Source organism: Brevibacterium luteolum (assembly GCF_013004595.1).
GTDB classification, from domain to species: Bacteria; Actinomycetota; Actinomycetes; order Actinomycetales; family Brevibacteriaceae; genus Brevibacterium; species Brevibacterium luteolum.
In genome coordinates, this window is record NZ_JABEMC010000002.1 from 420,042 (window position 1) to 443,885 (window position 23,844).

Sequence of the window (23,844 nt, forward strand, 5' to 3'; positions counted from 1 at the left end):
TCACCCGCCCGTGTCCGAGGACCGTTCGGGCACGCCCTGACCCTGCTGGTCGGTGCTGTCGGGGTTCGGTTCGCCGGTGTTCTTCGGCGGCGGTGCCGGGTCCGTTGAGGTATCGGCGGCGCCGGCGCTCATCTTCTTCGCGGCGTTCTGCTCGGCCTCATCGCGCAGGTTGCCGACGAGTCTGTCGGCATCGGCGCGTGAGCTGGCCGGAATGGTCTGCTCGATGCGGCGCTGCGAGTACGCCGAGAGGTCATCGACGCGCACCTCGGTGGTCTCGTCGAGTTCGGAGAGTTCGATCGGCCCGAGCTTCTGGGCGATGCCGCGGTAGACAGCGACATTGCCGGCGTCGGCGGCGACGTAGTACTGCCCGCGGATGAAGGTGTAGCCGACGACGCCAGCGAGCACGAGTGCTGCGAGCACGGCGATGGTGACGATGATGCCGAGCAGCGGGCGGCGCCTGGGTCTCTCATCATCGTCCCAGTCCTCGTCGTGACGGGCGATGTCCTCGTCGTGGCGGGCGATCTCCTGGGTCTCAGCGACGGTCGCGGTGCGCGTGCCGCGACCGCGGGCAGCCGAGCCAAGATCCCCGGCGGCGGTGGCCCCACCGGGACCAGCGGCCGTGCCCGAGGCGCCGATCGCCGCGGCAGGTGCGCCGTTGTCGGGCCGGTCGACGACGTCGAGTGGGCGGGTGTCGGTGTTGTCTTCGCCGATGGTGTCGAACTGGCCGGTGTCGATGAGTTCGGTGGGGGTGTCCTTCTGGCCCAGCAGCGCGAACTGCGGGTTGTCGCGCACCGAGCCGACGGATTCGCCGCTGGTGGTCTCAGCGCTGTCGTCGGCCGCGACGACATCGCCGATGACGACGGTGATATTGTCTGCGCCGCCGCCGTCGAGGGCCATTTCGACGAGCCGGTCGCAGCAGGCGCCGGGGTCGTCGACGGTGGCCAGGGTGTGCTTGATCTCGTCGATGTCGGCGAATCCGGTCAGCCCGTCGGAGCACAGCATCCAGCGGTCGCCGATGCGCGCCTCGCGGATCGACATGTCGAGTTCCGGTGCCGCGCCGACGTCGCCGAGCACGCGCATGACAACCGAGCGCTGCGGATGCTGTTCGGCCTCTTCGGCGGTGATGCGGCCTTCATCGACGAGCATCTGCACGAAGGTGTGGTCGTGGGTGGCGAGGTCGAGTTCGCCGTCGCGCAGCAGGTAGCCGCGCGAGTCGCCGATGTGGGCCAGGGCCAGCTTCGAACCGGCGCGCAGCAGCGCGGTGACGGTGGTGCCCATTCCGGCGAGTTCGGGCTTCTCGGCCACCGAGTTGGTGATGCGCTCATTGGCGTCGAGGATCGCGGTGCGCAGCGCTTCGGAGGCGTCGTGTTCGTGATCGTCGGCATCGAGGTCGGAGAGCCGGGCGACGGTGATCGCCGAGGCGACGTCACCTCCGGCGTGCCCGCCCATGCCGTCGGCGATGAGCAGGAAGTTCGGCCCGGCATAGCCGGAGTCCTGGTTGTTCTTGCGCACCGCGCCGACGTGGGAGCGAGCGGCTGAGCGCAGCATGATGGGGTGGGGACTGCTCACGAACGTAGCTCCATGGTGGTGTGGCCGACGGTCACGGCGGTGCCGGGGGAGATGGGGATGGGGCTGGACAGGCGCTGTTCGCCGATGAAGGTTCCGTTGGTGGAGCCGAGGTCCTCGACGTACCAGCGGCCGCCGGAGGGGACGAAGCGGGCGTGATGGCCGGAGGCGAAGTCATCGTCGAGCACCAGGGTGTTGTCACTGGAGCGGCCGATCGTGATCGGCGCGGTGCCCAGCGCGATGACCATCCCCTGCAGCGCACCGGAGGTGACGACGAGGGAGTGGGGCTGCTGCGGCGCGGCAGCAGGCGGGTGGTGTGGCTGCGAGGAGGCCGAGCCGGCAGGCGCAGCAGCGGGGCTGCCAGCGGTCTTCCGGCTGCGTCGGGACGCTCGATTGCGGCTGCGACGTGGGCCGAAGAGGTCTTGGCGCAGGACACCGGCGATGAGGAAGACGAAGAGCCACAGCAGAACGAAGAATGCCAACCGCAGCACCAGGACGGTGAACTCGCTCATCAGCCTCCCATTTCCCGGTGCCGGAACAGCACCTCGGTGTCGCCGGCGGTGAGCCGCGCCCCATCGGTGAGCATGACAGAGGTGATGCGGCGGCCGTCGAGCAGCGTGCCGTTCGTCGACCCGAGGTCGGCAGCGGTGGCGTGGCCGTCGCGCACTGTGATCTCGAAGTGCCGGCGCGAGACGCCGGAGTCGTCGAGGACGATGTCGGCGCTGTTCGACGAGCGGCCGAACACGGTCGTGCCTTCGCCGAGGCGGTAGCTGCGGCCGTTGATCTCGGCGCTGCACTGGACGTTCGATCCGGGGCGCTCGGTGCCTCGGGGGCGGCCCATCGTCGCACCGGCAGCGCCGGGGTATGCCGGAGCCGGGACGGAGGTGGCGGCAGGCGCGTGGCCGGATGCGCGGCTGGCGGCGACCTGCGGGTTCGGTCGCGAAGAGGTGTGACCGGTGCGCTGCTCCCATTCCTCGGCGACGATGGGGTTGGCGCGGCTCTCAGGGTCGTAGCCGCCCCGGTTGGGCGGCTGCGCGGCCGGCGAGCCGTCGGGGCGCAGCGTGTTGGAGCGCACCCGGTAGATGCCGGTGTCGAGGTCTTCGGCGCGTTCGAAGCCGACGCTGATGGGGCCCACAAAGCTGTAGCCCTGTTCGACGGCATGGTCGCCGACGACCTGGCGCAGATCGCGGCGCAGCTCGGCCTGGATCGGCTCGAGGCGGTCGAAGTCGTTGGCGGAGAGTTCGATCGTATAGCTGTTGGCTGTCAGCGTGCGCCCGCGGGAAACGACGGCTGCGCGGTTGTCGGACTCGGTGCGCAGTGCGCCGGCGAGTTCGACGGGCTCGACCTGGGAGCGGAAGGCCTTGGCGAAGGCGCCGTTGACGACGCGTTCGATGCGGCGTTCGAAGCGATCGAGTACGCCCATTCGGTGCCTCCTCTCCTGCCGGCTGCGGCACGTGGGCTGCGGCAGCGGGCTGCGGCAGCGGGTCGTGCGGTCGGTTCTCCGTGCACGTTGAAGGGATCAGCGTGCGAGCTGTCAACACTCCATGCTAACGCGATACCTTGTCAATCACATGCCGACTGTGCTGAATATCTGCCCAGAATGCCATACCGCTGTCGCGCCTGAGGTGGGCCTCTGCGGTTGTCACCGGTTGTTCCGGCCAGCGTCGCAGAGCGGTATCAGCTGTGTCCCGCGCCACCGGATTGGCGCTGCCGCGGGCAGGGTGTTAGAGTTTCCTGGTGCTGCTCGCGCGAGTGGCGGAATTGGTAGACGCGCTGGCTTCAGGTGCCAGTGATCGCAAGATCGTGGGGGTTCAAGTCCCCCCTCGCGCACGTTGGGAAAACAGCCCCTCACCAGGCGAAACACCTCGGTGGGGGGCTGTTTCGCATCGTCGGCGGTCCGTGTTCCGCGCGCCGTGCTGCTGCGCGTCCGTCCCGTGCTGCTGAGAATCCTCTTTGCCGCACGCGACGCACCCCGATAGCGTGTGAGCAACCATGACAACGATGTCTGCTGATGAAAGAGGTGCCGCATGGTGGAGAAGTCCGCGTCGGTGACGGGCAGGGCGCTGCTGCGCGGAGTGCGGGTGTTCGATGGGGAGGACTTCCTCCCCCAGCTGCAGGACGTGCGCGTTACCGATGGGGTGATCGAGTCGCTCACCGCGACCGAGGCCTCGGCAGCGGAAGCGGATTCACCGGCCGCCTCAGGCGCGGATGCTGCCAGCGGCGACCTCGAGGTCATCGACGCCTACGGCCACACCCTCACCCCGGGCATCATCGACTGCCACGTCCATGTGTGCTTCTCCGATGCGGGATCGCTGACCGCCTTCACCGAACCGTTCTCACTGCAGTTCTACAAGTCCGTCGTCCACCTGCAGCGCACCCTGCAGGCCGGGGTCACCACTGCCCGTGATGCCGGCGGCGCCGACGCCGGAGTGCGTCACGCTCTGCAGACCGGGCTCATCAGCGGTCCCGACCTCCGCCTGGCGATCTCGATCATGTCCCAGACCGGCGGGCACGGTGACGGGCAGATGCTCTCAGGCTGCTCGATGCCGATGCTCACCAGCCATCCCGGCCGACCCGACGGTGTCGCCGACGGGCCTGAGGGGGTGCTGCGGAAGGTGCGAGAGATCCTGCGCGCTGGCGCCGATCAGATCAAGATCTGCTCGACCGGCGGGGTGCTGTCGCCGACTGACGATCCCCGGCACTCACAGTTCACCGAGGAGGAGATCGCCGTCATCGTCTCCGAGGCGCACGCCCAGGGCTCCTATGTCATGTCCCATGCCCAGGGGACCGAGGGGATCAAGAACGCGCTGCGGGCTGGGGTTCGTTCGATCGAACACGGCATCTACCTCGACGACGAGTCGATCGAGATGATGCTCGAGGCCGGCACCTTCCTCGTTCCGACTCTGCAGGCCCCGATGTCCGTCATCGCCGCCGCCGATGCCGGTGCACCCCTGCCGCCAGCTGTCGTCGACAAGGCCCGGCGGGTCGCTGAGACGCACGCCGCTTCGATCGCCGCCGCCTACGAGGCCGGTGTGCAGATCGCGATGGGCACCGATGCCGGAGTCGGCGAGCACGGGCAGAATCTCGAGGAGATCGAGCTGATGATCGCCAACGGCATGGCCCCTGTCGATGCGCTCGCCTCCGCCACCTCGGTCGCGGCACGCCTGCTCGATGACGAGAACATCGGGCGGATCGCACCCGGTCAGACAGCTGACCTTGTGCTCTTCGACACCGACCTGCGTGACGGCGGAGCCGAGAAGATCCGCCAGCACACCATCGGTGTGTGGCAGGCCGGTAGGCGCGTGCGCTGAGACCTTCCGGCACCCAGGCTCAGCGCTGTGTCGGCACCCCCTGCTCTCCCAGTTGTGATCTGTGCTTCGCTCCCGTCGGCTGAGAATCTGCATTGTCCAGGCGTTTCGATCGGTGACAGCCTGACAGCAGTATGCACAAGGGAGTGTCATGTACGACGTCATCGTCATCGCTATCGCCCTCGTCGCCTGTCTGGCGGTCGGGGAGCTCATCTCCACTCAGTGCGGGGTCGGGAAAATCCACCTTCCTGCGTTGCATCAATCTGTTGGAGCAGCCTGATGGCGGGCGGATCCTGGTTAAGGGTGAGGACGTAGGCTACACGGTCAAACGGGATCGATTGCATCAGCTCCCTCCGCGAGAACTGGCACGGAGGCGCGCCCGAATCGGCATGGTGTTTCAGCAGTTCAACCTGTTCACGCACATGACAGTCTTGGAGAACATCACTGAAGGTCCTGTCGGCGTCCTGGGTCATAAGCGCAGCGCCGCGAACCGGCGTGCTGCGGAGTTGCTTGATCTGGTCGGGCTGGCTGGGCGAGAGAAGGCCTATCCGGAGCAGCTTTCGGGAGGACAGCAGCAACGGGTCGCGATCGCTCGCGCATTGGCGATGGACCCAGCACTCGTGCTCTTCGACGAGCCGACCTCGGCTCTCGACCCCGAGCTCGTCGGCGAGGTGCTCTCGACGATGCGCACACTAGCCGACGGAGGACTGACGATGGTGGTCGTCACCCATGAGATCTCGTTCGCCAGAGAAGCAGCAGATCGCGTGATCTTCATCGACGGCGGTGTCATCGTTGAGCAGGGGCCACCTGAAGACGTGCTTGATCACCCCCAGCACGCCAGGACTCGGGAGTTCCTCGCTCGGTGAACTCAGACGTCACCGGCAGAATCACTCTGCTCGTGATGGCGGTCGGGGCAGCTCCTGCAGCTGCCCCGACCCTTTCGTATCTGCGCTTCAGATCAGCTCCCACGCGTCGGTGAGCACCGAGCGGATGATCTGCTCCATCTCCTCGAAGTCTTCCGGGCCGCAGGTCAGCGGCGGGGAGAGCTGGATGACCGGTTCGCCGCGGTCATCGGCGCGGCAGTACAGGCCGCGCTCGTACAGTGCAGAGGAGACGAAGCCCTTGAGGACGCGCTCGCACTCCTCAGCGGTGAAGGTCTCCTTCGTCGCCTGATCCTTGACCAGCTCGATGCCGTAGAAGTAGCCCTCGCCGCGCACATCGCCGACGATCGGAAGGTCGAGCAGCTTCTCCAGGGTCTTGCGGAACGTCGGTGCGTTCGTGGCGACCCGGGTGTTGAGCTCTTCGCTTTCGAAGATGTCGAGATTGGCCATCGCGACGTGGCAGGCAACGGGGTGACCGCCGAAGGTGTAACCGTGGTAGAAGGTCTCCCCGCCCTTGCCGAAGGGCTCGAACAGACGATCCGATGCGATCATCGCACCCAGTGGCGCATAGCCGGAGGTGATGCCCTTGGCGCAGGTGATGATGTCGGGGACGAAGTCGAAGTCGTTGCAGGCGAACATCGAACCGATGCGGCCGAAGGCGCAGATCGTCTCATCGGAGACGAGCAGCACGTCATGCTCATCGCAGATCTCGCGCACCCGCTCGAAATAGCCCGGCGGCGGCGGGAAGCAGCCGCCGGAGTTCTGCACCGGCTCGAGGAACACGGCTGCCACCGAATCGGCGCCCTCGAACTCGATGGCCTCCGCGATGCGGTCGGCTGCCCACTGGCCGAAGGCCTTCTCATCACCGGCGAAGCGGTCATCGGCACGGTAGAAGTTCGTGTTCGGCACCTTGTGGGCACCCGGCACGAGCGGAGCGAACTGATTGCGCAGATCCGGCAGGGAGGTGACGCTCAGCGCACCGTGCGGAGTGCCGTGGTAGGCGGTGGCGCGGGAGATGACCTTGTGCTTGCCGGGCTTGCCGGTGAGCCGGAAGTAGTTCTTCGCCAGCTTGAGCGCCGACTCGACCGAGTCGCCGCCGCCGGAGGTGAGGAACACGCGGTTGAGGTCACCGGGGGCGTAGCCGGCCAGGCGCTCAGAGAGCTGGATGGCCGGTTCGTGGGTGTAGGACCACAGGGGGAAGAAGCCGAGCTTCTTCGTCTGGTCGTAGGCGGCCTGGGCGAGTTCCTCACGGCCATGGCCGACCTGAACGACGAACAGTCCGGCGAGACCGTCGATGAGCTTTCTGCCGGTGTCGTCGAAGATGTGGTGGCCCTCGCCGTGGGTGATGACCGGGGTGCGGCCGCCCTCGAAGAGGTGCTTGTGATTGGCCATGTGCATCCACACGTGATCGCGGATGCCGGTTTGAAGGTTGTGCTGTTCCACGTGGTTCTCCACTTCCTAGCGTGTGCCCCAGTTGTACTTCTGGTCCCAGAGCTTGAGGTACATCATCGTCTCGGTTGATTCGACATGCTCGATCGAGCGCAGCTGCCGCAGCAGGGCCAGCAGCTCATCGTCATCAGCGCAGACGACTTCGATGAGGATGTCGTAGACCCCAGCGGTGACGACGGTGTAGTCGACCTGCGGCAGCTGGCTGAGGATCTCGGCGGTCTCAGTGATGTCTCCGCTGACCTTCACCCCGATCATCGCCTGCCGGTGAAAGCCCAGCTGCAGGGGAGAGGTGACGGCCACGATCTGCATGACCCCGGCTGCGGTGAGCTTGGAAACCCGCTGGCGCACGGCCGCCTCGGACATGCCGATGTCGCGGCCGATCTCGGCGTAGCTGCGCCTGCCGTCCTGCTGAAGGGCCTCGATGATCGCCTTCGACTTGGCATCGAGCTCCGTATCCGGCGCAGGGGTCTCAGCGGTCATGACGCCTCCTTCAGAACTCACCATAACAATGCAATCAGTGGTTCGTACCATATCTGATTGCGAAAACAGTTTGCAAGAGTGACCAGGAGTACGAAATCAGTAGACATTGCGGGGAGGTGTCGTTACTCTGGTGAAACGCTGATGTGCCTCGCCTCACACCACGGCACCACCTGTGCCGGGGCAGGACCCCAGTTCAGCACCACCGACACGGAGGTTCGAAGACCCATGCACGTCATCAACGGGCAGCGCACCCCCGGCACAGGACCGGAGTTCGTCCGCCGCTCACCGGCCACCGGGGCAGAGGTCGCCCGTTACCGCCTGGCCAGCCCCGCCGACGTCGACGCAGCCGTCACCGCAGCCGCCGAGGCCTTCCCCGGCTGGAAGAACACCACACCCGGCGAGCGCTCCGATCTGCTCTTCGCCCTCGCCGCCGGACTCGAGGCCCGGGCAGCCGAACTCGCCGAGCTCGAATCGGCCCAGACGGGCAAGTCGATCCGACTGGCCACCGAGTTCGATATACCCGGCAGCATCGACAACGCCCGGTTCTTCGCCGGCGCCGCCCGCCAGCTCACCGGACTGGCCGCAGGCTCCTACTGGCCGAACTCCACGTCGATGACCCGGCGGGAGCCGATCGGCGTCATCGGCTCGATCGCCCCGTGGAACTACCCGCTGCAGATGGCGGCCAGGAAGATCTTCCCCGCTGTGGCCGCTGGCAACACCATCGTGCTCAAGACCTCCGAACTGACACCGGGAACCTCGCTCATCCTCGCCGAGGTCGCCGCCGAAGTCGGCTTCCCTCCCGGTGTCATCAACGTCATCGCAGGCGACGGCCAGAGCGCCGGAGAGGCGCTAGTGCGCGATGCGCGGGTCGTCATGACCTCCTTCACCGGCTCGACGGCTGTCGGCCGGAAGGTCATGGAGATGTGCGCAGCCAAGGGTGCGCGCGTCCACCTCGAGCTCGGCGGTAAGGCCCCGTTCGTCGTCTTCGACGACGCCGATGTCGAAGCCGCAGCCCGCGGCGCAGTCGCCGGCTCCCTCATCAACGGCGGCCAGGACTGCACCGCCGCCACCCGCGCGATCGTCCACCGCAGCATCTTCGAGGACTTCTGCACCCGCGTCACCGAGCTCATGAACGGCGTCATCATCGGCGATCCCGACGATGCGACCACCGGCCTCGGCTCCCTCATCAGCACCGAGCACCGTGACCGGGTCGCCGGCTTCGTTGAGCGCGCCCGCGCGGCCGGTGCCCGGATCCGGTGCGGTGGTGCGATCCCAGCCACCGCCTCGGGCGCGGGGGAGAGCGTCTACTACGCACCGACCCTCATCACCGGCATCGGCACCGAGGCCGAGGTGTGGCGCGAGGAGATCTTCGGTCCCGTGCTCGTGGCCATGCCCTTCGACGACGATGACGAGGCGATCGAACTGGCCAACGACACCGTCTATGGGCTGGCCGCCAGCGCCTGGACGACCACGACCCGCCGGGCGCTGCGCGCGGCAGCCGAGATCGAAGCCGGCTGCGTGTGGATCAACGAGCACATCCCGGTCATCTCCGAGATGCCGCACGGCGGATACAAGGCCTCCGGATTCGGCAAGGACATGTCGCAGTACTCCTTCGAGGAGTACACGCAGGTCAAACACGTCCTCATCGACGAAAGCCCCGACGCCCACCGCGACTGGCAGGACATCATCTTCACCACCGACAAGGAGCGGGCATGAGCGCGCACACCGAGACCACCGCCGCACAGCCTCCCGGCACCAGGGCCGGCACCGCGGGCACCCGCCACAGCGGCGAGGGCCCCGGGCAGCTGGAGATCCGCGGGGTGACCAAGCGCTTCGGCAGCCACACCGCCCTGAGCGAACTCGACCTCACCGTCGAGGCCGGGGAGTTCCTGTCCCTGCTCGGGCCCTCCGGCTGCGGCAAGACGACCCTGCTGCGGATGATCGCCGGCTTCGAGGAGCCGACCACCGGGCACATCCTGCTCTCCGGCCAGGACCTCGTCGGCGTGCCGGCTCACCGCCGGCCGGTCAACACCGTCTTCCAGTCCTACGCTCTGTTCCCGCACATGAGCGTGTCCGACAACGTCGCCTATGGGCTCAAGCAGAAGCGCGTGCCCAAGACCGAGATCCGCGAGCGCGTCATCGAAGCGCTGCGGCTGGTGCAGATGGGCGGGTTCGCCGACCGCAAGCCCGACCAGCTCTCCGGCGGCCAGCAGCAGCGTGTCGCCCTCGCCCGGGCGCTGGTCAATCGGCCGCAGGTGCTGCTGCTCGATGAGCCGATGTCGGCACTCGATCGCAAGCTGCGCGAGGAGATGCAGATCGAGCTCAAGCGCCTGCACGCCGAACTCGGTATGACCTTCGTCTTCGTCACCCACGACCAGGAGGAGGCACTGGCGATGAGCGACCGGATCGTCGTGCTCAACGCCGGGAAGATCCAGCAGGTCGGCACCGCCGAGGAGATCTACTCCAGGCCCGCCAACCGGTTCGTCGCAGGCTTCATCGGCAAGCAGAACTTCGTCTCCGCCACCCTCGACTCGATCGACGGCGACACCGCCGTGCTGCGCACCGCCCGCTCCCTCATCACCGTGCCGGCCGGACTGCTGGGACCAGAGGCGAAGCCCGGCGGATCCGTTGAGGCGGCCGTGCGCCCGGAGATCATCGACGTCACCCCGCTCGACACCGCCGGCAGCGACAGCACGGCCAGCGGTGACAGCAGGGGCGGCAGCGACAGCAGAGCCGGCAGCGGCAGTGCGGCCGGCGGTGACAGCAGGGAGCTCACCGATGCCGTCGACGGCGAGATCGTCGGGGTGTCCTTCCTCGGCGACGTCGTGCAGTACATCGTCCGGCTGCGCGACGGCCATGAAGTCCTCGCCCGCGTCCCGGCACTCACGAGCGACCACCTCGGGCCCGGTGCCCGGGTGCGGCTGTCATGGGGACGCAACCAGGCGCAGGTGTTCTGCGATGGCTGAGCGCAACCACCGCGTGCGCTTCCTCGCACCCCGCTCCGAGGCCCCGCGCATCCGCCGGCAGCTGCTGAGCGCTGCCGGTCCGAGCCGGCGGGCCTTCCTCACCGGCGTGGGACTGGCCGGGCTGGCCGGGCTCAGCGCCTGCGGGCAGACCGGCCGGATGGCCAGCTCCCCGCCGGCCGACGGCGAGATCGAGGCGAAGCTCAACCTGTACTCATGGGGCGACTACGACGACCCCGAGATCATCAGCGAATTCAGCGACACCGCCGGCGTGCGCGTGCAGGTCGACTCCTACGGCTCGAACGACGAGCTGATGGCCAAACTCGCCGGCACCCGCGGCACCTCCGGCTACGACATCGTCGTGCCGACCGGCTCGCGGGTGCAGCAGATGATCGAACACGACCTCATCCAGCCGCTCGACCTGACGCGGATCCCGAACTTTGCGAACATGGACCCGAACTTCATCCACCAGGAGTTCGACCCGGAGAACCGGTACTCGATCTGCAAGGCCTGGGGCACCACCGGCTACGTCTACGACCGCACCGTCATCGACCGGGAGCTGACCAGCTGGCAGGACTTCATCGACGCCGCCGGCACAGACGCCTCCGGCTCGACCGCGATCCTCGAAGACCCCTGGGAGCTCACCGCGATCGCCCTCGCCTCGATGGGCGAGGACGTCAACACCGTCGACGAGGCGATCCTGGAGAAAGCCAAGACGATCGTCGTCGACGACATCGCCCCGCATGTGCGCGCCTATATGGGCAACGCCGCCCAGGGCATGACCCAGGGCGGGCTGAGCCTGCTGCACGCCTTCAACGGCGACGCCCGGCAGGGACTGCTCGAATCCGATGACCCGGACCGGTGGCAGTTCGTCTTCCCGACCCCGGTCGCCAACCTGTGGATGGACAACTGGTGCCTGGCCACCGGCGCCCCGCACCCGGATGCCGCCTACGCCTTCATCAACCACATGATCAGCCCTGACGCCGCGCTGCGCAACGTCGACTACATCGGCTACCACGTCGGCACCCAGGGCCTGAAGGAGGAAGCCGCCGACTTCGACTTCCCCGACATCATCTTCCCCGAACAGGAGATCCTCGACCGGCTCGTGCCCTCCGAAGAAGGGGCCGGCATCCAGCCGCGGGTTGAGATCTACACCGCCGCACAGACGAGGAGTTCAGCATGAAGCGCTTCGCCGCCCGCATCCTCGGCCCCGGAGCGCTCGCGTTCCCCACCTGGGCCTACGTCGTGTTCTTCTTCGTCATCCCCGTCGCCCTCGTACTCTGGTACAGCTTCGGGTACAAGCCCGACGAATTCACCACCGTGTCGATGGAGCAGCTGAGCTTCGACCGCTACTCCGAAGCCTTGACCTCCTCATCCCTGGCGACGTTCCTCGCCACTTTGCGGATCTCGATCGTCGGCACCATCATCTGCCTGCTCATCTCCATCCCGTTCGCCTACTGGCTGGCCGTCAAAGTCCGGCCCGAACGGCGCGGACTGCTGCTGGCGCTGGTGATGGTGCCGTTCTGGACGAACTTCCTCGTGCGCACCCTCGGCTGGCAGATCATGCTCTCCAACGAGGGCTTCGTCTCCAAGACCCTCCAGGCCATCGGCTTATCCGACGGAGGCCTCGACATCCTCTACACCCGCACCGCCGTGCAGATCGGCGTGGTCTACAACTACCTGCCGCTCATGATCCTGCCGCTGTTCGTGGCCATGGACGCAGCCGGACGGCACCTGCGCGAAGCCAGCTACGACCTCGGCGCCGGACCCTGGAAGACCTTCTTCACCGTCACCCTGCCGCTGGCCATGCCCGGCGTGGTCTCCGGCTGCCTGCTCGTGTTCATCCCGCTCAACGGCGACTACGTCACCGCCACCGTGCTCGGCGGAGCGAGCGGCTCGATGGCCGGCCAGCTTATCGCCAACCAGTTCAACACCGCCCAGAACTGGGCACTCGGCGCGGCGATGGCCGTCATCCTCATGCTCGCCACCCTTATCGTCGTCGCGCTCGGCGGGCTGCTGCTGTGGGGGCTGCGCTCACTGATGGAGAGGCTGAACTCGGTGCGCATCACCCCGCCCGAGCCGGCCGTGAGCGAAGGGAGCCGCGCATGAGACGTCAGGCCCGCGACCTCGGGTTCACCCTGTGGGGTGTGCTCGTCTTCATCTACCTCTTCGCCCCGATCGCCGTCATCGTCGCCTACTCCTTCAACACCGGGCGCATCCTCGCCTCCTGGCAGGGATTCGGCTTCGACGCCTACATCTCGGGCATCAACAACGACGTCATCGTCTCCTCGGTCATCACCAGCCTGCAGGCCGCCGTCGGCTCTGCGCTGCTGGCCACCGTGCTCGGCACCCTCGGCGGCATCGCGCTCGCCCGCGCCAGGCTCGGCACCTGGTGGGCCCTCGGCCTGACCGGACTGCTGGCGACCACGCTCGTGACCCCGGAGATCGTCGACGGCATCTCGTTCCTGCCGTGGTTCGTCACCCTCGGCGTGGACGCGGACCTCACCTGGTTCAACAACGGGCTTGTGCGCCTCATCGTGTCCCATGCGATGTTCTCCGTGGCCGTCGTGACCTTCATCGTCCGCGCCCGCATGGCCGGCGTCGACACCTCCCTGCAGGAGGCCAGCGCCGACCTCGGGGCGACCCCGTGGACGACCTTCCGCCGGGTCACCCTGCCGATCGCCGCCCCCGGCGTGATGGCCGGTGCGCTCATGTCGTTCACCCTCAGCCTCGACAACACGATCCTCTCCAGCTTCGTCCAGCAGCCCGGCTACACGCCCTGGCCGGTCTACATCTTCTCCGCCGTGCGCGTGGCGCTGCGCCCAGAGGTCGCCGCGATCTCGACGGTGATGCTGCTGCTGACCCTCATCGCCCTCGCACTTGTCGGCCTCGTGCTGCGCCGCTCGGGCGAATCATCCACCGACATCGTCAAAACCATCGTGAGGTAGCCATGTCCATCACCCCTGAGATGATCTCCTCGAGCCTCGCCGGCGTCTCGCACGTCCCATACTGGCTCGATGACCCCGCCAGGCCCGAGGCGGGCCCCGCCCTAGTCGGAGACCGCACCTGCGATCTCGCCGTCGTCGGCGGCGGGTTCACCGGTCTGTGGACGGCCCTGCAGGCCAAGGAGCGCGACCCCGGTCGGCACGTCGTGCTGCTGGAAGGCGGCCGTATCGGCTGGGCCGCCTCCGGGCGCAACGGCGGGTTCTGCGAAGCCAGCCTCACCCATGGCCACGAGAACGGCGTCAAGCACCTGCCGGAGGAGAACGACGAGCTCAGCCGGCTCGGCTACGAGAACCTCGACGCGATCGAAGATGCTGTCGCCCGCTACGGGCTCGACTGCGACTTCGAGCGCTCCGGGCTCATCCAGATCGCCACCGAGGACTACCAGATCCCCAGCCTGCGTCAGGCGCACAATCCGGAAGAAGGCGAGGTCTACCTCGACGGCGAGGAGCTGCGCGAGCGCATCGACTCCCCGACCTATCTGGGCGGGCTGCGGCTTGATCGGGAGTGCGCGATCATCAACCCGGCCAGACTGTGCTGGGAGCTGCTGCGCGTCTGCCGTGAGCTCGGCGTCGAAGTGTACGAGAACACCATCGTGCGCAGGCTCACCGACAGCGGGGACACCGTCACGCTGACCACTGACGCCGGCACACTCACCGCCGGGCGCGCAGCACTCGGCACGAACGCGTTCCCCGCACTGCTCAAGCGGGTCAAATGGCACACCGCACCGGTATACGACTACGCACTCATGACCGAACCGCTCAGCGATGAGCAGTGGGCGGCGATCGGCTGGAACGGCAGGGAGGGCCTGGCCGACTCGGCCAACCGGTTCCACTACTACCGGCGCACCGTCGACGGCCGGATCCTGTTCGGCGGCTGGGACGCCGTGTACTACTACGGTCGGCGCGTCTCCAGTCGCTTCGACACCCGGCAGGAGACCTTCGAAACTCTCGCCCGGCACTTCTTCGAGACCTTCCCGCAGGCCACCGGCATCCGCTTCACCCACGCCTGGGGCGGGGCGATCGACACCTGCACTCGGTTCTTCTCCTTCTTCGACACCGCCTATGCGGGCAAGGTCGCCTACGCCGCCGGGTTCACCGGCCTCGGCGTCGGGGCCTCCCGGTTCGCCGGTACCGTCATGCTCGATCTGCTCACCGGTGAGCCGACTGAGCTGACCGAACTGGAGATGGTGAAGAAGAAGCCGCTGCCGTTCCCACCTGAGCCGTTCATGTGGGCCGGAGCGAAGATGACGACCCGCGCGCTCATCAAGTCCGACGAGAACGAAGGCAGGCGCGGCCCGCTGCTCAAGACGCTCGACGCATTCGGGGTCGGCTTTGACTCATAGCATCCGCCGCGACTGGGTCGGCCACGGCGGGGTCCGCCGCGGCTGGGTCCGCCGGGACTGTGCTGGCTGCCAGGTTCTCCTGAGAGAGTAGGACTATGGCAGTCTTCACGAGTTCGCTGGTCGTTCCGCATCCTCTGCACACCGTCTTCGATTGGCATCGACGGCCCGGGGCGCTGACCCGGCTGAGCCCGGAATGGGCGATGCAGATCGAACAGGAGGCCGAGCCCCTGACGCCGGGCTCGCAGGCGTCGATGAAGATCACCCTGCCCGGCACGCACGGGCTCGTGCGCACCCCCTTCTCCGTCGAACACGCCGCCGGGCCGAGTGAGCACTCCTTCATCGACCGGCAGGTGCGGGGTCCGCTGAGCTCCTGGGAGCACACCCACACCTTCACCGAGGTGACCGGCGCTGAATCCGTCGGCTCGGCCTTCACCCGGATCGACGACCACATCGACTACAGCTTCGCTCCCGGCATCCTGCCCGGCGCGACCGAGATCGACGCGGCCGCGATGGAACCGACGCTGCGGGCGATCTTCAACGCCCGCAGCGAACGGCTGCTCGCCGATCTCGCCTACCAGGATGAGCTCACCGCGATCGGCGGGCCGGAGCGGAAGAAGGTCCTCATTGCTGGTGCCTCAGGCACCGTCGGCTCACAGGTCGCCGCCCTCCTGTCGACCGGTGGACACGAGGTGCGCACACTGGTGCGCGACACCCCGTGGAAGGACTCCGAGGTCAAATGGAACCCCGACCTCGGCATCCTCGACCCCAACGCACTCGCCTGGGCCGACGTCGTCATCCACCTAGGCGGCGCGACCATCGGCACCCGCTTCTCACCGGCGGCCAAGGATCGGATCATGCGCTCGCGGCGCGATTCGACGAAGCTCATCGTGCTCACCATGGAGCAGCTGTCGGAGACCCGCCGACCCGAGGCGTTCATCTGCGCCTCGGCGATCGGCTACTACGGCTACGACCGCGGCGACGAAGAGCTCAGCGAAGACGCCGGTTCCGGCGGCGGGTTCCTCGCCGAGGTGTGCCGTGCCTGGGAAGAAGAGGCTGCGAAGGCCGAAGCGCTCGGCGTGCGCTGGGTGTCGGTGCGCACCGCCCAGGTGCTCACCGCCCTGTCAGGACCGCTGCGCCTGCAGCTGCCGCTGTACCTCTGCGGCCTCGGCGGGCGGATCGGCACCGGCCAGCAGTGGATGTCGTGGATCTCGCTCGACGACATCGCCCGCATCTACGCCCGTGCCGCCGTCGACCCGACCATGAGCGGGCCGGTCAACGCCGCGGCCCCACAGCCGGTGCGCCAGGCCGAGTTCGCTCAGGCGCTCGCCGGGCTGGCCTCGATGCCGGCGCTTGTGCCGACTCCGCGCCTGGGTCCCGAGATGCTGCTGGGCAAGCAGGCGGCCCAGGAGCTCGTGCTCGCCGACCAGCGGGTGGTGCCCACCCGGCTCGACGAGCTCGGCTACCGGTTCCGGTACCCGGAGATCCGGCAGGCGATGGCCGACGCCCTCGGCTTTCCCGACACCGACCACACCGGCACTTGACTCGACCACCTTCAGCCCATTTCACCCGACCCCGACAGATCCACGCGCCCGGCACCTCGGGCGCGGCCGAACAGAAAGGACACCCCATGAGCAGCGCAGGATACCGCGTGCAGAATCCCGCCACCGGCGAGATCGTCGAGACCTTCGACACCGCCAGCCAGGCCGACGTCGACACCGCCCTCGACCGCGCCCACACCGCCTACCAGTCGTGGCGCGAGATGCCGATCGAGGAGCGCGGGAAAATCGTCAAGCGCGTTGCCGAGCTCTTCACCGAGCGCAAGGACGAGCTCGCCCAGATCATCGCCGACGAAATGGGCAAACCGTTGCCCGAAGGCGTTGAGGAAGCCGAATACTGCACCGACATCTTCAACTACTTCGCCGACAACGGCCCCACGCTGGCCGCTGACCAGGAGATCCCGACCTTCTCCGAGGGCAAGGCCTACGTCGAACGCCGCCCGATCGGTGTGCTGCTGGGCATCATGCCCTGGAACTTCCCCTACTACCAGGTCGCCCGCTTCGCCGCCCCGAACTTCATGCTCGGCAACACCATCATCCTCAAACACGCCGAGATCTGCCCGCGCTCAGCCCAGGCGATCCAGCAGATCATGGACGACGCTGGCGTGCCGGCAGGCGTGTACAACAACCTCTTCGCCAGCCACGACCAGATCGCCGAGATCATCGCCGACCCGCGCGTGCAGGGCGTCTCGCTGACCGGCTCCGAACGGGCCGGCTCCGTCGTCGGTGCGCTGGCCGGCAAGCACCTGAAGAAGGCCGTGCTCGAACTCGGCGGTTCCGACCCGTACGTCATCCTCGACACCGATGACGTCAAGGAAGCGGCGAAGACCGCCTGGGAGACCCGGATGTACAACACCGGCCAGGCCTGCAACTCGAACAAGCGGATGATCGTCATGGACGACATCTACGACGAGTTCGTCTCCGAGCTCACGAGCCTCGCTGAGGGCATGAGACCCGGCGGGCCGGGCGATGACTACGAGACAACCTACACGCCGCTGTCGTCGAAGGAGGCCGCTGATCGGCTCGATGCGCAGGTCCAGCAGGCCGTCAAGGACGGCGCGACGCTGCGCGCCGGCGGCACGCGCGGCGACGGCGCCTACTACGCACCGACCGTCATCACCGATGTCACCAGCGACATGGAGGCCTACCGCGAGGAGCTCTTCGGACCCGTCGCCGTCGTGTACAAGGTGTCCTCTGATGAGGAGGCGCTCACGCTGGCCAACGACACCGACTTCGGGCTCGGCGGCGCGGTGTTCTCCAAGGACAAGGCCCGGGCGGAGAAGATCGCCCAGCAGCTCGACGTCGGCATGTCGAACGTCAACACCCCAGCCGGGGAGGGCGCCGAGGTGCCCTTCGGCGGCGTCAAGCGCTCCGGCTTCGGCCGCGAACTCGGCCCGCTGGGCATGGACGAGTTCGTCAACAAGCGCATGTACTACGTCGCCGAGTGATCTCTGCGGCACAGCGCTGAGCTGAACTGCCAGCGGGGCTCCCCTTCATCTGGAGGGGAGCCCCGTCTGCGCTGCCGGCCGGCTGACGTCAGAAGGGTGCCCACGACCTGCCGATGAATGCTGCCCCGGGCGCTACTGTGGAGACATGTCACTGCGGATCCTCGTCATCGAACACGAAGCCGGCACGGATGCCCGGCGCTTCGGCGACTGGCTCGAACGCGCAGGTGCCGAGCTCATCGTCGCCCGCCCCTACCTCGGGTCCGAACATGCCGACCCCGGCCCGTCGCTGCCTGCCGATGCCGCTGCGCTGCGCGCCGCCTACGACGCCCTCATCGTCCTCGGCGGAGCCGCCGGCCCGCTCGATGATGAGGACAACCCGTGGTTCCCGCATGTGCGCAGCCTGCTCGCCGCCTCAGCCGAAGGTGCATTCCCCAGCTTCAACATCTGCCTGGGCGGCGAGCTGCTCGCCGCAGCCACCGGCGGGCAGCTGCGCCGCCGCCGCGTCCCGCAGGTCGGGGCGTACATCGTCGCCGCCCGGCCCGAAGCCGCAGACGACCCGGTCTTCTCAGCGATGCCCGCCTCGGCGCCTGTGGTCCTGTGGCACCAGGAGGAGATGGGCCTGCCGCCGGGCGCGGTCCACCTCGTCGACGGCACCGACGCACCTGTGCAGGCGTTCCGGATCGGTCAGGCGTGGGGCACCCAGTTCCATCCCGAAACCACGGGATCGCAGGCGCGCAGCTGGGGGCAGCACGTGTCGATGCCGGTGTGGTGCGGCAGGGCACGCGAGCAGGTGCTTGCGGAGATTGCGAACGCCGAGCCCGAGGTGGAGGCCGCAATGGCCCCGCTGGCGGCGGCGTTCGTCGACTATCTGCGCAGGTGATCACCGCTGCGCAGCCGATGACGGCGGTGCTGCCGCAGCGGTGGAACGGCGGGGGTGACGGGTCCAGCGGAACGCCGCAGATGAACCCGGCCAGTCCTGAAACTGCCGCATTCCGCGTCACGAAGCGGTGACGTTTTGACTCTGAGCATTGGATTGGCAATGACTGAGTTGTTACTCTGCACACTGGCGCCGCAGCCGAACCGACCCTTTGGCCGTACGTCTACCACGCGCCCGACAACATGAATATGATTGCTCCACCTGCCGTTCTCGCCGGAGCGGCTGACCAGTCCAGCTCCTCCGTTGACCAGTTCATCGACGGTCTCTTCGCCCCATTCGCCGAATGGCTGTCATTCATCGTCTTCTACGAGATTCCGATCTTCGGCGTCGGACTGCCGATCATCGTCGTGTGGCTCATGGTCGGAGCGATCTTCCTCACGGTCTTCCTGCGCTTCCAGCCGATCACCGGACTGGGGCACTCCCTCAAGGTCATCCGCGGCAAGTTCACCCGCAAGACCGACCCCGGTGAGGTTTCGTCCTTCCAGGCCCTGGCCACCGAGCTCTCCGGCACCGTCGGGCTGGGCAACATCGCCGGTGTGGCCGTGGCGATCACGATCGGCGGGCCGGGTGCGGCACTGTGGATCATCATCTTCGGTCTGCTCGCCATGTCGATGAAGATGGCTGAGGCGACCCTCGGTGTGAAGTACCGCCAGATCGCCGGTGACGGCACCACCTCGGGCGGGCCGATGTACTACCTGTGTGAGGGCCTGGCCGAGGTCGGCTGGCCGCGGCTGGGCAAGTTCCTCGCTGTGTTCTACGCCCTCACCACCCTCATCGGTGTGTTCGGCGCCGGCAACCTGTTCCAGGCCAACCAGGTCGCAGCGATCATCGTCGACTCCACCGGCGGTGACTCCAGCTTCCTGGCCGACAAGCTGTGGCTCATCGGCCTCGTCATGGCGCTCGTGGCCGGCTTCGTCATCATCGGCGGCATCAAGAAGATCGCCGAATGGACCTCGGCGATCACCCCGGCGATGGCGATCCTCTACACCGCAAGTGTGCTCATCATCCTCGCGATGAACGTCACCGCCATCCCGCACGCCTTCTGGCTCATGATCGAAGGCGCCTTCACCGGTGAGGGCGTGACCGGCGGCATCGTCGGTGTGGCGATCGTCGGCATCCAGCGTGCGCTGTTCTCCAACGTCGGCGGTGTCGGCACCGCCGGCATGGCCCACTCGGCGGTCAAGACCGATGAGCCGGCCACTGAGGGCTTCACCGCGATGTGGGAGCCGCTGGTCGACTCCGTCATCATCTGTACGCTCACCGCCCTGGCGATCATCACCACCGGTCTCTACCAGGCTGATGCCGGTGACGGCTCCACCGGTGCCGGTGTGGCGCTGACCAGCCAGGCGTTCGCAACCGTCTCGGCGTGGTTCCCGTACCTGCTGACCGTTGCCGTGGTGCTCTTCGGCTTCTCGACGGTGCTGTCCTACGCCTACTACGGACAGAAGGCGCTGGGCTACCTGACGAAGAACTCGGCTGTGGCCGACAAGATCTTCCAGTTCGTGTGGGTCGCTGCCGTCGTCGTCGGTTCGGCCGTCTCGCTCGACAGCGTCGTCGCCTTCTCCGATGCGACCCTGTTCCTCATGGCCGTGCCGAACCTGCTGGGCCTGTACTTCCTGTCCAAGCTCGTGCGCCTGGAGATCCTGCGGCACAAGAAGAAGGCCGTCGTCGGCACCATGCGCGAGGTGCCCGAGGACCTGCAGGTCGGTCTGCGTGACCACGAGCCCACCCCTGAGCAGGTCGAGCGGGAGAAGACCCGCCGCCACAAGGCCCGCGAGCACCGCAAGCGCGTGCGCACGGGCTTCCGCAGCGCCCAGCGCAAGCGCGGAGTCGACGTCGACGCGCTCGACGACCCCGACCGGAAGATCTGAGCCGCACTCAGCTGAAACCGCACATCAGGCGGGCAGACGAGGGAGCGTCTGCCCGCCTGCGGCATTCACGCACCGGCACGGAGACCTTGGCGCACCGGCACGGATGCGTCGGCGCGGCTCCGACCGCCTCACCTGCGGCGGTTCAGCCGGCGAGCATGACAAGCCCGCGCACGAGCGCGACGGCGGCCCCGGCGCCGGCGAGCGAGATCGCCAGCCTGCGGGCCGCCTCGGCGGTCACGAGCCTGGCGAGCCGGCCGCCGGCGATGATGCCCAGGCCCACGGCGGCGAAGATGACCGGGAAGATCCACCACGGCGGCAGCTGGGAGATCGCCATCGCCCCGACTGCGAGCTTCGAGCCGACCGACAGCGCCCCGAAGGTCGCGAACGTCGGCTGCATCGTCGCGGCGAACGAACGCTGCGGCCAGCGCGCGAATTTCGCGTAGATGACCATGCCGGGCGCGGCAACGCCTGCTGAGGTGTTGAGGAACGCACCGGCTGCCCCGCCGGCGGCGGCGAGCCAGCCAGAGCGGATGTGCGGAACGCGCGGGGTTCCGAAGGTCAGGGCGAGGGCAGCGAGCACGACGAGGCCGATGACGATGTTGAGCCAGGCCGCTGAGAGCTCGCGGACGAGCAGGGCGGCTGGGATCGCGCCGAGGATCCCGGCAGGGAGGAAGATGAGGTAGCGGCGCCAGTCGACGTCCTTGAGAACGGCGAGCATGATGATGGTGCCGGAGAGCATCGTCGTCGCATTCGCCATGAACACCCCCAGCGCCGGGCCCATGAGCAGCGCCAGCACCGGGGCGACGACGAGGCCGACGCCGGTTCCCGACAGCCGCTGCAGGGTGGCGCCGAGGAAGACGGCAGCGAGGGTCGCTGCCACGATGCCCAGGGTCATGCGGCAATCCTAATGGCAGCCGCCCCACCGGCGGGCTCACCTGCGGCGGCCAGCGCGCTCAGGCTGGGAACTCGTACAGCTCCCCGAGTTCGCGGAAGATCGCCTGGTTCATCCGGTAGCCGATCGCCGCCTCATCGATGAGCGCATCCTGCTGCACCGGACTCAACGGCGCGGCATCCAGACTGGCCCGGTAGGCGTCCTTGAACAGCTTGGGCTTGTCGATCCCGGCGAAGCTCCACATCGACAGCGCCTCCGGCCCGATTCCGTAGTGCCGGCTGACAAGCCGCCCGATCGCCAGACCGCCGGAGAGATCGCCGAGGTAGCGCAGGTAGTGGTGGGCCAGCAGCCGTTCGGCCGGCAGCCCGGAGCCGATCCGCTCCGCCAGCGCGCGGGTCGCCGGCAGCGCCAGGGGCGGCAGCCGATCGGCGCCGCAGAGCGCATCGAGGTCGGCGTTGATCGCCTCGGTGCGGGCCAGACCCGGATGGTCGAAAGCGGCCAGCAGTCCGTCGCCGGTGTGCTCGCGGACGCTGACTTCGAGCATCGGATACAGCACCGCGTACTGCTCGAGCAGCGAGCAGTACGCATCACGGTCGAGCCGGCCGGCCATGAGCTCGACGATGAAGCGCTCGGATTCGGCCGCGCGGTGCGGGCGCATCGTCTCCTCGCGCAGTCGCTGGGAGAAGGTCGCCGTTCCCGAGGTGGGGGTGGTGGTCGTCATGATGTCTCCTTGGTTTCGGTGAGGGCGGCAGCGGGGTCGGTGGACTGCTTGGGCGCCAGGTGCGGATTCACCGCCACGTGCCCGGATCGAGGCCGATGCGCCTGCGCAGCAGCCAGCCGATGCCGGACGTTCCGGCCAGCGCGGCTGCCACGGTTCCGCCGCCGAACGCCCAGTCCTGCCAGCTCAGACCGGTGACCCCGCGGCCAGCCCGCGCCTCAGCCGCGCTGGGGGCGAACGCCGTGACGTCCTCGGTCTGTGCGGGCGGCGCCGCCTTGCCCGCCGGTGCTGCGCCGCCGGCTGGGCCGCCGGCCGACCCGCCGCCGGGTCCGGCCGACCCACCGGGGTCGGCAGTGCCGCCGGCACCGTCGGCGCTGGCTCCGGCATAGTCTGCCGCCGGCGGCTGATAGTCGGCCGTGAGCGCGATCGTCAGCGGTGCGGCCGGTTTGCGCGGATCGGCGATCCCGCCGGAGGTGTACCAATAGGAGTGCTGGCCGGTCTTCTGGTTGAACTTCACCCAGCTGGCCGGGAACGACCCCCATCCGGGGCTGCTGCGATCCTGGTTGTCCACCGGTGCTCTGACCCCGGCGAAGTCCGGGGTGACGGTGAAGCCGCCGTCGGCGATCGCCTTGGCGACGTCGACGCCGCTGAACGTCGCCATCGTGATCGTCTCGGGTGTGATCGGCTCCCATTTCGACAGGTCGTCCATATCGGCGGCGAAGCCGGAGGCGGTGCCGATGAGCTCACCGCTGCCGTCGGCAGCGACCTTCAACTGCGGATCGGAGATCGACCAGTACGTCATCCCGGAGTAGAACACGATCGTGAAACCGCCCTTCCAGCTGGCGGTGATGCCGCCGTCGCCGGCGTCGGCTGCGCCTTTGGCGATGACGACACGCGATTCGTGCTGGGAGTTCTTGTCGTTGGCCACCACTCGCTTGCCGTTGCGGTCATCGCATTTGTTCTCCCAGGTGGCGGTGTGGAAGGTGCCCGAGCGATCGGGCTTCTCAATGCGCACATTGCCGTCGCTGGGCTTGTAGAACCGGCCCGGAGCATCCCACACCTTCGTTCCGCCGCTGTCGGGGGAGACTCCGGCGGACATGAAGTTGCAGGTGCCCGGGGCGAACCCGCCGGCACTGGTCTCGGCGTTGACCGGCCAGAACATCGTCGCCTCACCCGTTCCCGAGGTGTCCTCGGGCTTCCGGCTCGGCGGCGGGCTGGGCTCGGGGTCCTCAGCCGGGGGATCTGTCGGATCGTCATCGGGCGGCGGGTTGTCCGGGGCAGTGCCGGTGAAGCTCACGCGGATCTCGGTGGCGGGTTTGCGTGCGTCGGCTGCGCCTCCGGAGGTGAACCAGTACTGGGCCTGTCCGGTCTTGACGTTGAAATCGACCCAGCTCTTGGGGAACGACCCCGAACCCTGTCCGGTCTTC

At 67.8% G+C, this 23,844-nt stretch carries 19 protein-coding genes, 1 tRNA gene and 2 pseudogenes; 14 read left to right on the plus strand and 8 right to left on the minus strand.

The genetic code is table 11. The annotated features are described in order from the left end of the window. From HLA91_RS05400 to HLA91_RS05410, 3 genes are read right to left on the minus strand one after another with little or no spacing between them, the layout of a single operon-like run. On the minus strand, positions 1–1,569 hold the full coding sequence (locus tag HLA91_RS05400) for a PP2C family protein-serine/threonine phosphatase (RefSeq protein WP_338076783.1): 1,569 nt from the start codon (positions 1,567–1,569) through the stop codon (positions 1–3). Continuing rightward, positions 1,566–2,078, minus strand: a complete 513-nt coding sequence (locus tag HLA91_RS05405; protein ID WP_102163221.1) for an FHA domain-containing protein FhaB/FipA — start codon at positions 2,076–2,078, stop codon at positions 1,566–1,568. Before HLA91_RS05405 ends, HLA91_RS05400 begins: the two co-directional genes overlap by 4 nt. Next, positions 2,078–2,989 (minus strand): FHA domain-containing protein, encoded by a 912-nt coding sequence (locus HLA91_RS05410; protein WP_170273848.1) that lies wholly within the window; start codon positions 2,987–2,989, stop codon positions 2,078–2,080. Before HLA91_RS05410 ends, HLA91_RS05405 begins: the two co-directional genes overlap by 1 nt. A 323-nt stretch (positions 2,990–3,312) precedes the next feature. Here HLA91_RS05410 and HLA91_RS05415 point away from each other — a divergent pair. The 4 genes and pseudogenes from HLA91_RS05415 to HLA91_RS05425 all read left to right on the plus strand — a co-directional run. Further along, positions 3,313–3,396 (plus strand) — tRNA-Leu (locus HLA91_RS05415). Between the two features lie 197 nt (positions 3,397–3,593). Further along, on the plus strand, positions 3,594–4,877 hold the full coding sequence (locus HLA91_RS05420) for a metal-dependent hydrolase family protein (protein WP_102163219.1): 1,284 nt from the start codon (positions 3,594–3,596) through the stop codon (positions 4,875–4,877). A 148-nt stretch (positions 4,878–5,025) separates the two neighbouring features. Next, a complete protein-coding gene (locus HLA91_RS14050; protein ID WP_275587921.1) occupies positions 5,026–5,154 on the plus strand; it encodes a hypothetical protein in 129 nt (42 codons plus the stop codon). Next, positions 5,099–5,740 (plus strand): annotated as a pseudogene (locus HLA91_RS05425) (amino acid ABC transporter ATP-binding protein); the annotation flags it as partial. The gene HLA91_RS14050 and the pseudogene HLA91_RS05425, both read left to right, overlap by 56 nt. An 87-nt stretch (positions 5,741–5,827) precedes the next feature. Here the strand turns inward: HLA91_RS05425 and HLA91_RS05430 are convergent. Together HLA91_RS05430 and HLA91_RS05435 are read right to left on the minus strand one after the other, a co-directional pair. After that, entirely contained in the window at positions 5,828–7,198 is a 1,371-nt protein-coding gene (locus HLA91_RS05430; RefSeq protein WP_170273850.1) for an aspartate aminotransferase family protein, read from the minus strand. Between the two features lie 15 nt (positions 7,199–7,213). Then, positions 7,214–7,684 (minus strand): Lrp/AsnC family transcriptional regulator, encoded by a 471-nt coding sequence (locus tag HLA91_RS05435; protein WP_204514230.1) that lies wholly within the window; start codon positions 7,682–7,684, stop codon positions 7,214–7,216. Positions 7,685–7,909: 225 nt separating this feature from the next. Here HLA91_RS05435 and HLA91_RS05440 point away from each other — a divergent pair, with 225 nt between their 5' ends. From HLA91_RS05440 to HLA91_RS05485, 10 genes are all read left to right on the plus strand, one after another. Then, positions 7,910–9,400: an aminobutyraldehyde dehydrogenase gene (locus HLA91_RS05440; RefSeq protein ID WP_170273852.1), complete on the plus strand. Its 1,491-nt coding sequence runs from the start codon at positions 7,910–7,912 to the stop codon at positions 9,398–9,400. Beyond that, positions 9,397–10,650, plus strand: coding sequence for an ABC transporter ATP-binding protein (locus tag HLA91_RS05445; RefSeq protein WP_170273853.1), 1,254 nt, complete (start codon positions 9,397–9,399; stop codon positions 10,648–10,650). Before HLA91_RS05440 ends, HLA91_RS05445 begins: the two co-directional genes overlap by 4 nt. Further along, a complete protein-coding gene (locus tag HLA91_RS05450) occupies positions 10,643–11,830 on the plus strand; it encodes a polyamine ABC transporter substrate-binding protein (protein ID WP_170273854.1) in 1,188 nt (395 codons plus the stop codon). The genes HLA91_RS05445 and HLA91_RS05450 overlap by 8 nt, the downstream gene beginning before the upstream one ends. Then, positions 11,827–12,756, plus strand: a complete 930-nt coding sequence (locus HLA91_RS05455; protein ID WP_170273855.1) for an ABC transporter permease — start codon at positions 11,827–11,829, stop codon at positions 12,754–12,756. Before HLA91_RS05450 ends, HLA91_RS05455 begins: the two co-directional genes overlap by 4 nt. After that, complete coding sequence (locus HLA91_RS05460) at positions 12,753–13,595, plus strand: ABC transporter permease (RefSeq protein ID WP_170273856.1); 843 nt, start codon at positions 12,753–12,755, stop codon at positions 13,593–13,595. Before HLA91_RS05455 ends, HLA91_RS05460 begins: the two co-directional genes overlap by 4 nt. 2 nt (positions 13,596–13,597) lie before the next feature. Continuing rightward, complete coding sequence (locus tag HLA91_RS05465; RefSeq protein ID WP_170273857.1) at positions 13,598–14,995, plus strand: NAD(P)/FAD-dependent oxidoreductase; 1,398 nt, start codon at positions 13,598–13,600, stop codon at positions 14,993–14,995. 95 nt (positions 14,996–15,090) lie between these two features. Next, positions 15,091–16,536 carry a TIGR01777 family oxidoreductase gene (locus HLA91_RS05470; protein ID WP_170273858.1) on the plus strand — a complete coding sequence of 482 codons (1,446 nt, stop codon included), beginning with the start codon at positions 15,091–15,093 and terminating at the stop codon, positions 16,534–16,536. An 86-nt stretch (positions 16,537–16,622) separates the two neighbouring features. Next, positions 16,623–17,999, plus strand: coding sequence for an NAD-dependent succinate-semialdehyde dehydrogenase (locus HLA91_RS05475; RefSeq protein WP_170273859.1), 1,377 nt, complete (start codon positions 16,623–16,625; stop codon positions 17,997–17,999). Positions 18,000–18,144: 145 nt separating this feature from the next. Continuing rightward, positions 18,145–18,879, plus strand: coding sequence for a type 1 glutamine amidotransferase (locus HLA91_RS05480; protein WP_170273860.1), 735 nt, complete (start codon positions 18,145–18,147; stop codon positions 18,877–18,879). A gap of 245 nt (positions 18,880–19,124) precedes the next feature. Beyond that, positions 19,125–20,807, plus strand: a complete 1,683-nt coding sequence (locus HLA91_RS05485; RefSeq protein WP_170273861.1) for an alanine/glycine:cation symporter family protein — start codon at positions 19,125–19,127, stop codon at positions 20,805–20,807. A 142-nt stretch (positions 20,808–20,949) separates the two neighbouring features. On the opposite strand, the gene HLA91_RS05490 is transcribed toward HLA91_RS05485, so the two are convergent. From HLA91_RS05490 to HLA91_RS05500, 3 genes and pseudogenes are all read right to left on the minus strand, one after another. Further along, a complete protein-coding gene (locus tag HLA91_RS05490) occupies positions 20,950–21,702 on the minus strand; it encodes a sulfite exporter TauE/SafE family protein (protein WP_170273862.1) in 753 nt (250 codons plus the stop codon). A gap of 58 nt (positions 21,703–21,760) precedes the next feature. After that, positions 21,761–22,420, minus strand: a complete 660-nt coding sequence (locus tag HLA91_RS05495; RefSeq protein WP_170273863.1) for a biliverdin-producing heme oxygenase — start codon at positions 22,418–22,420, stop codon at positions 21,761–21,763. A gap of 67 nt (positions 22,421–22,487) precedes the next feature. Then, positions 22,488–23,844, minus strand: a pseudogene (locus tag HLA91_RS05500) (hypothetical protein); the annotation flags it as partial.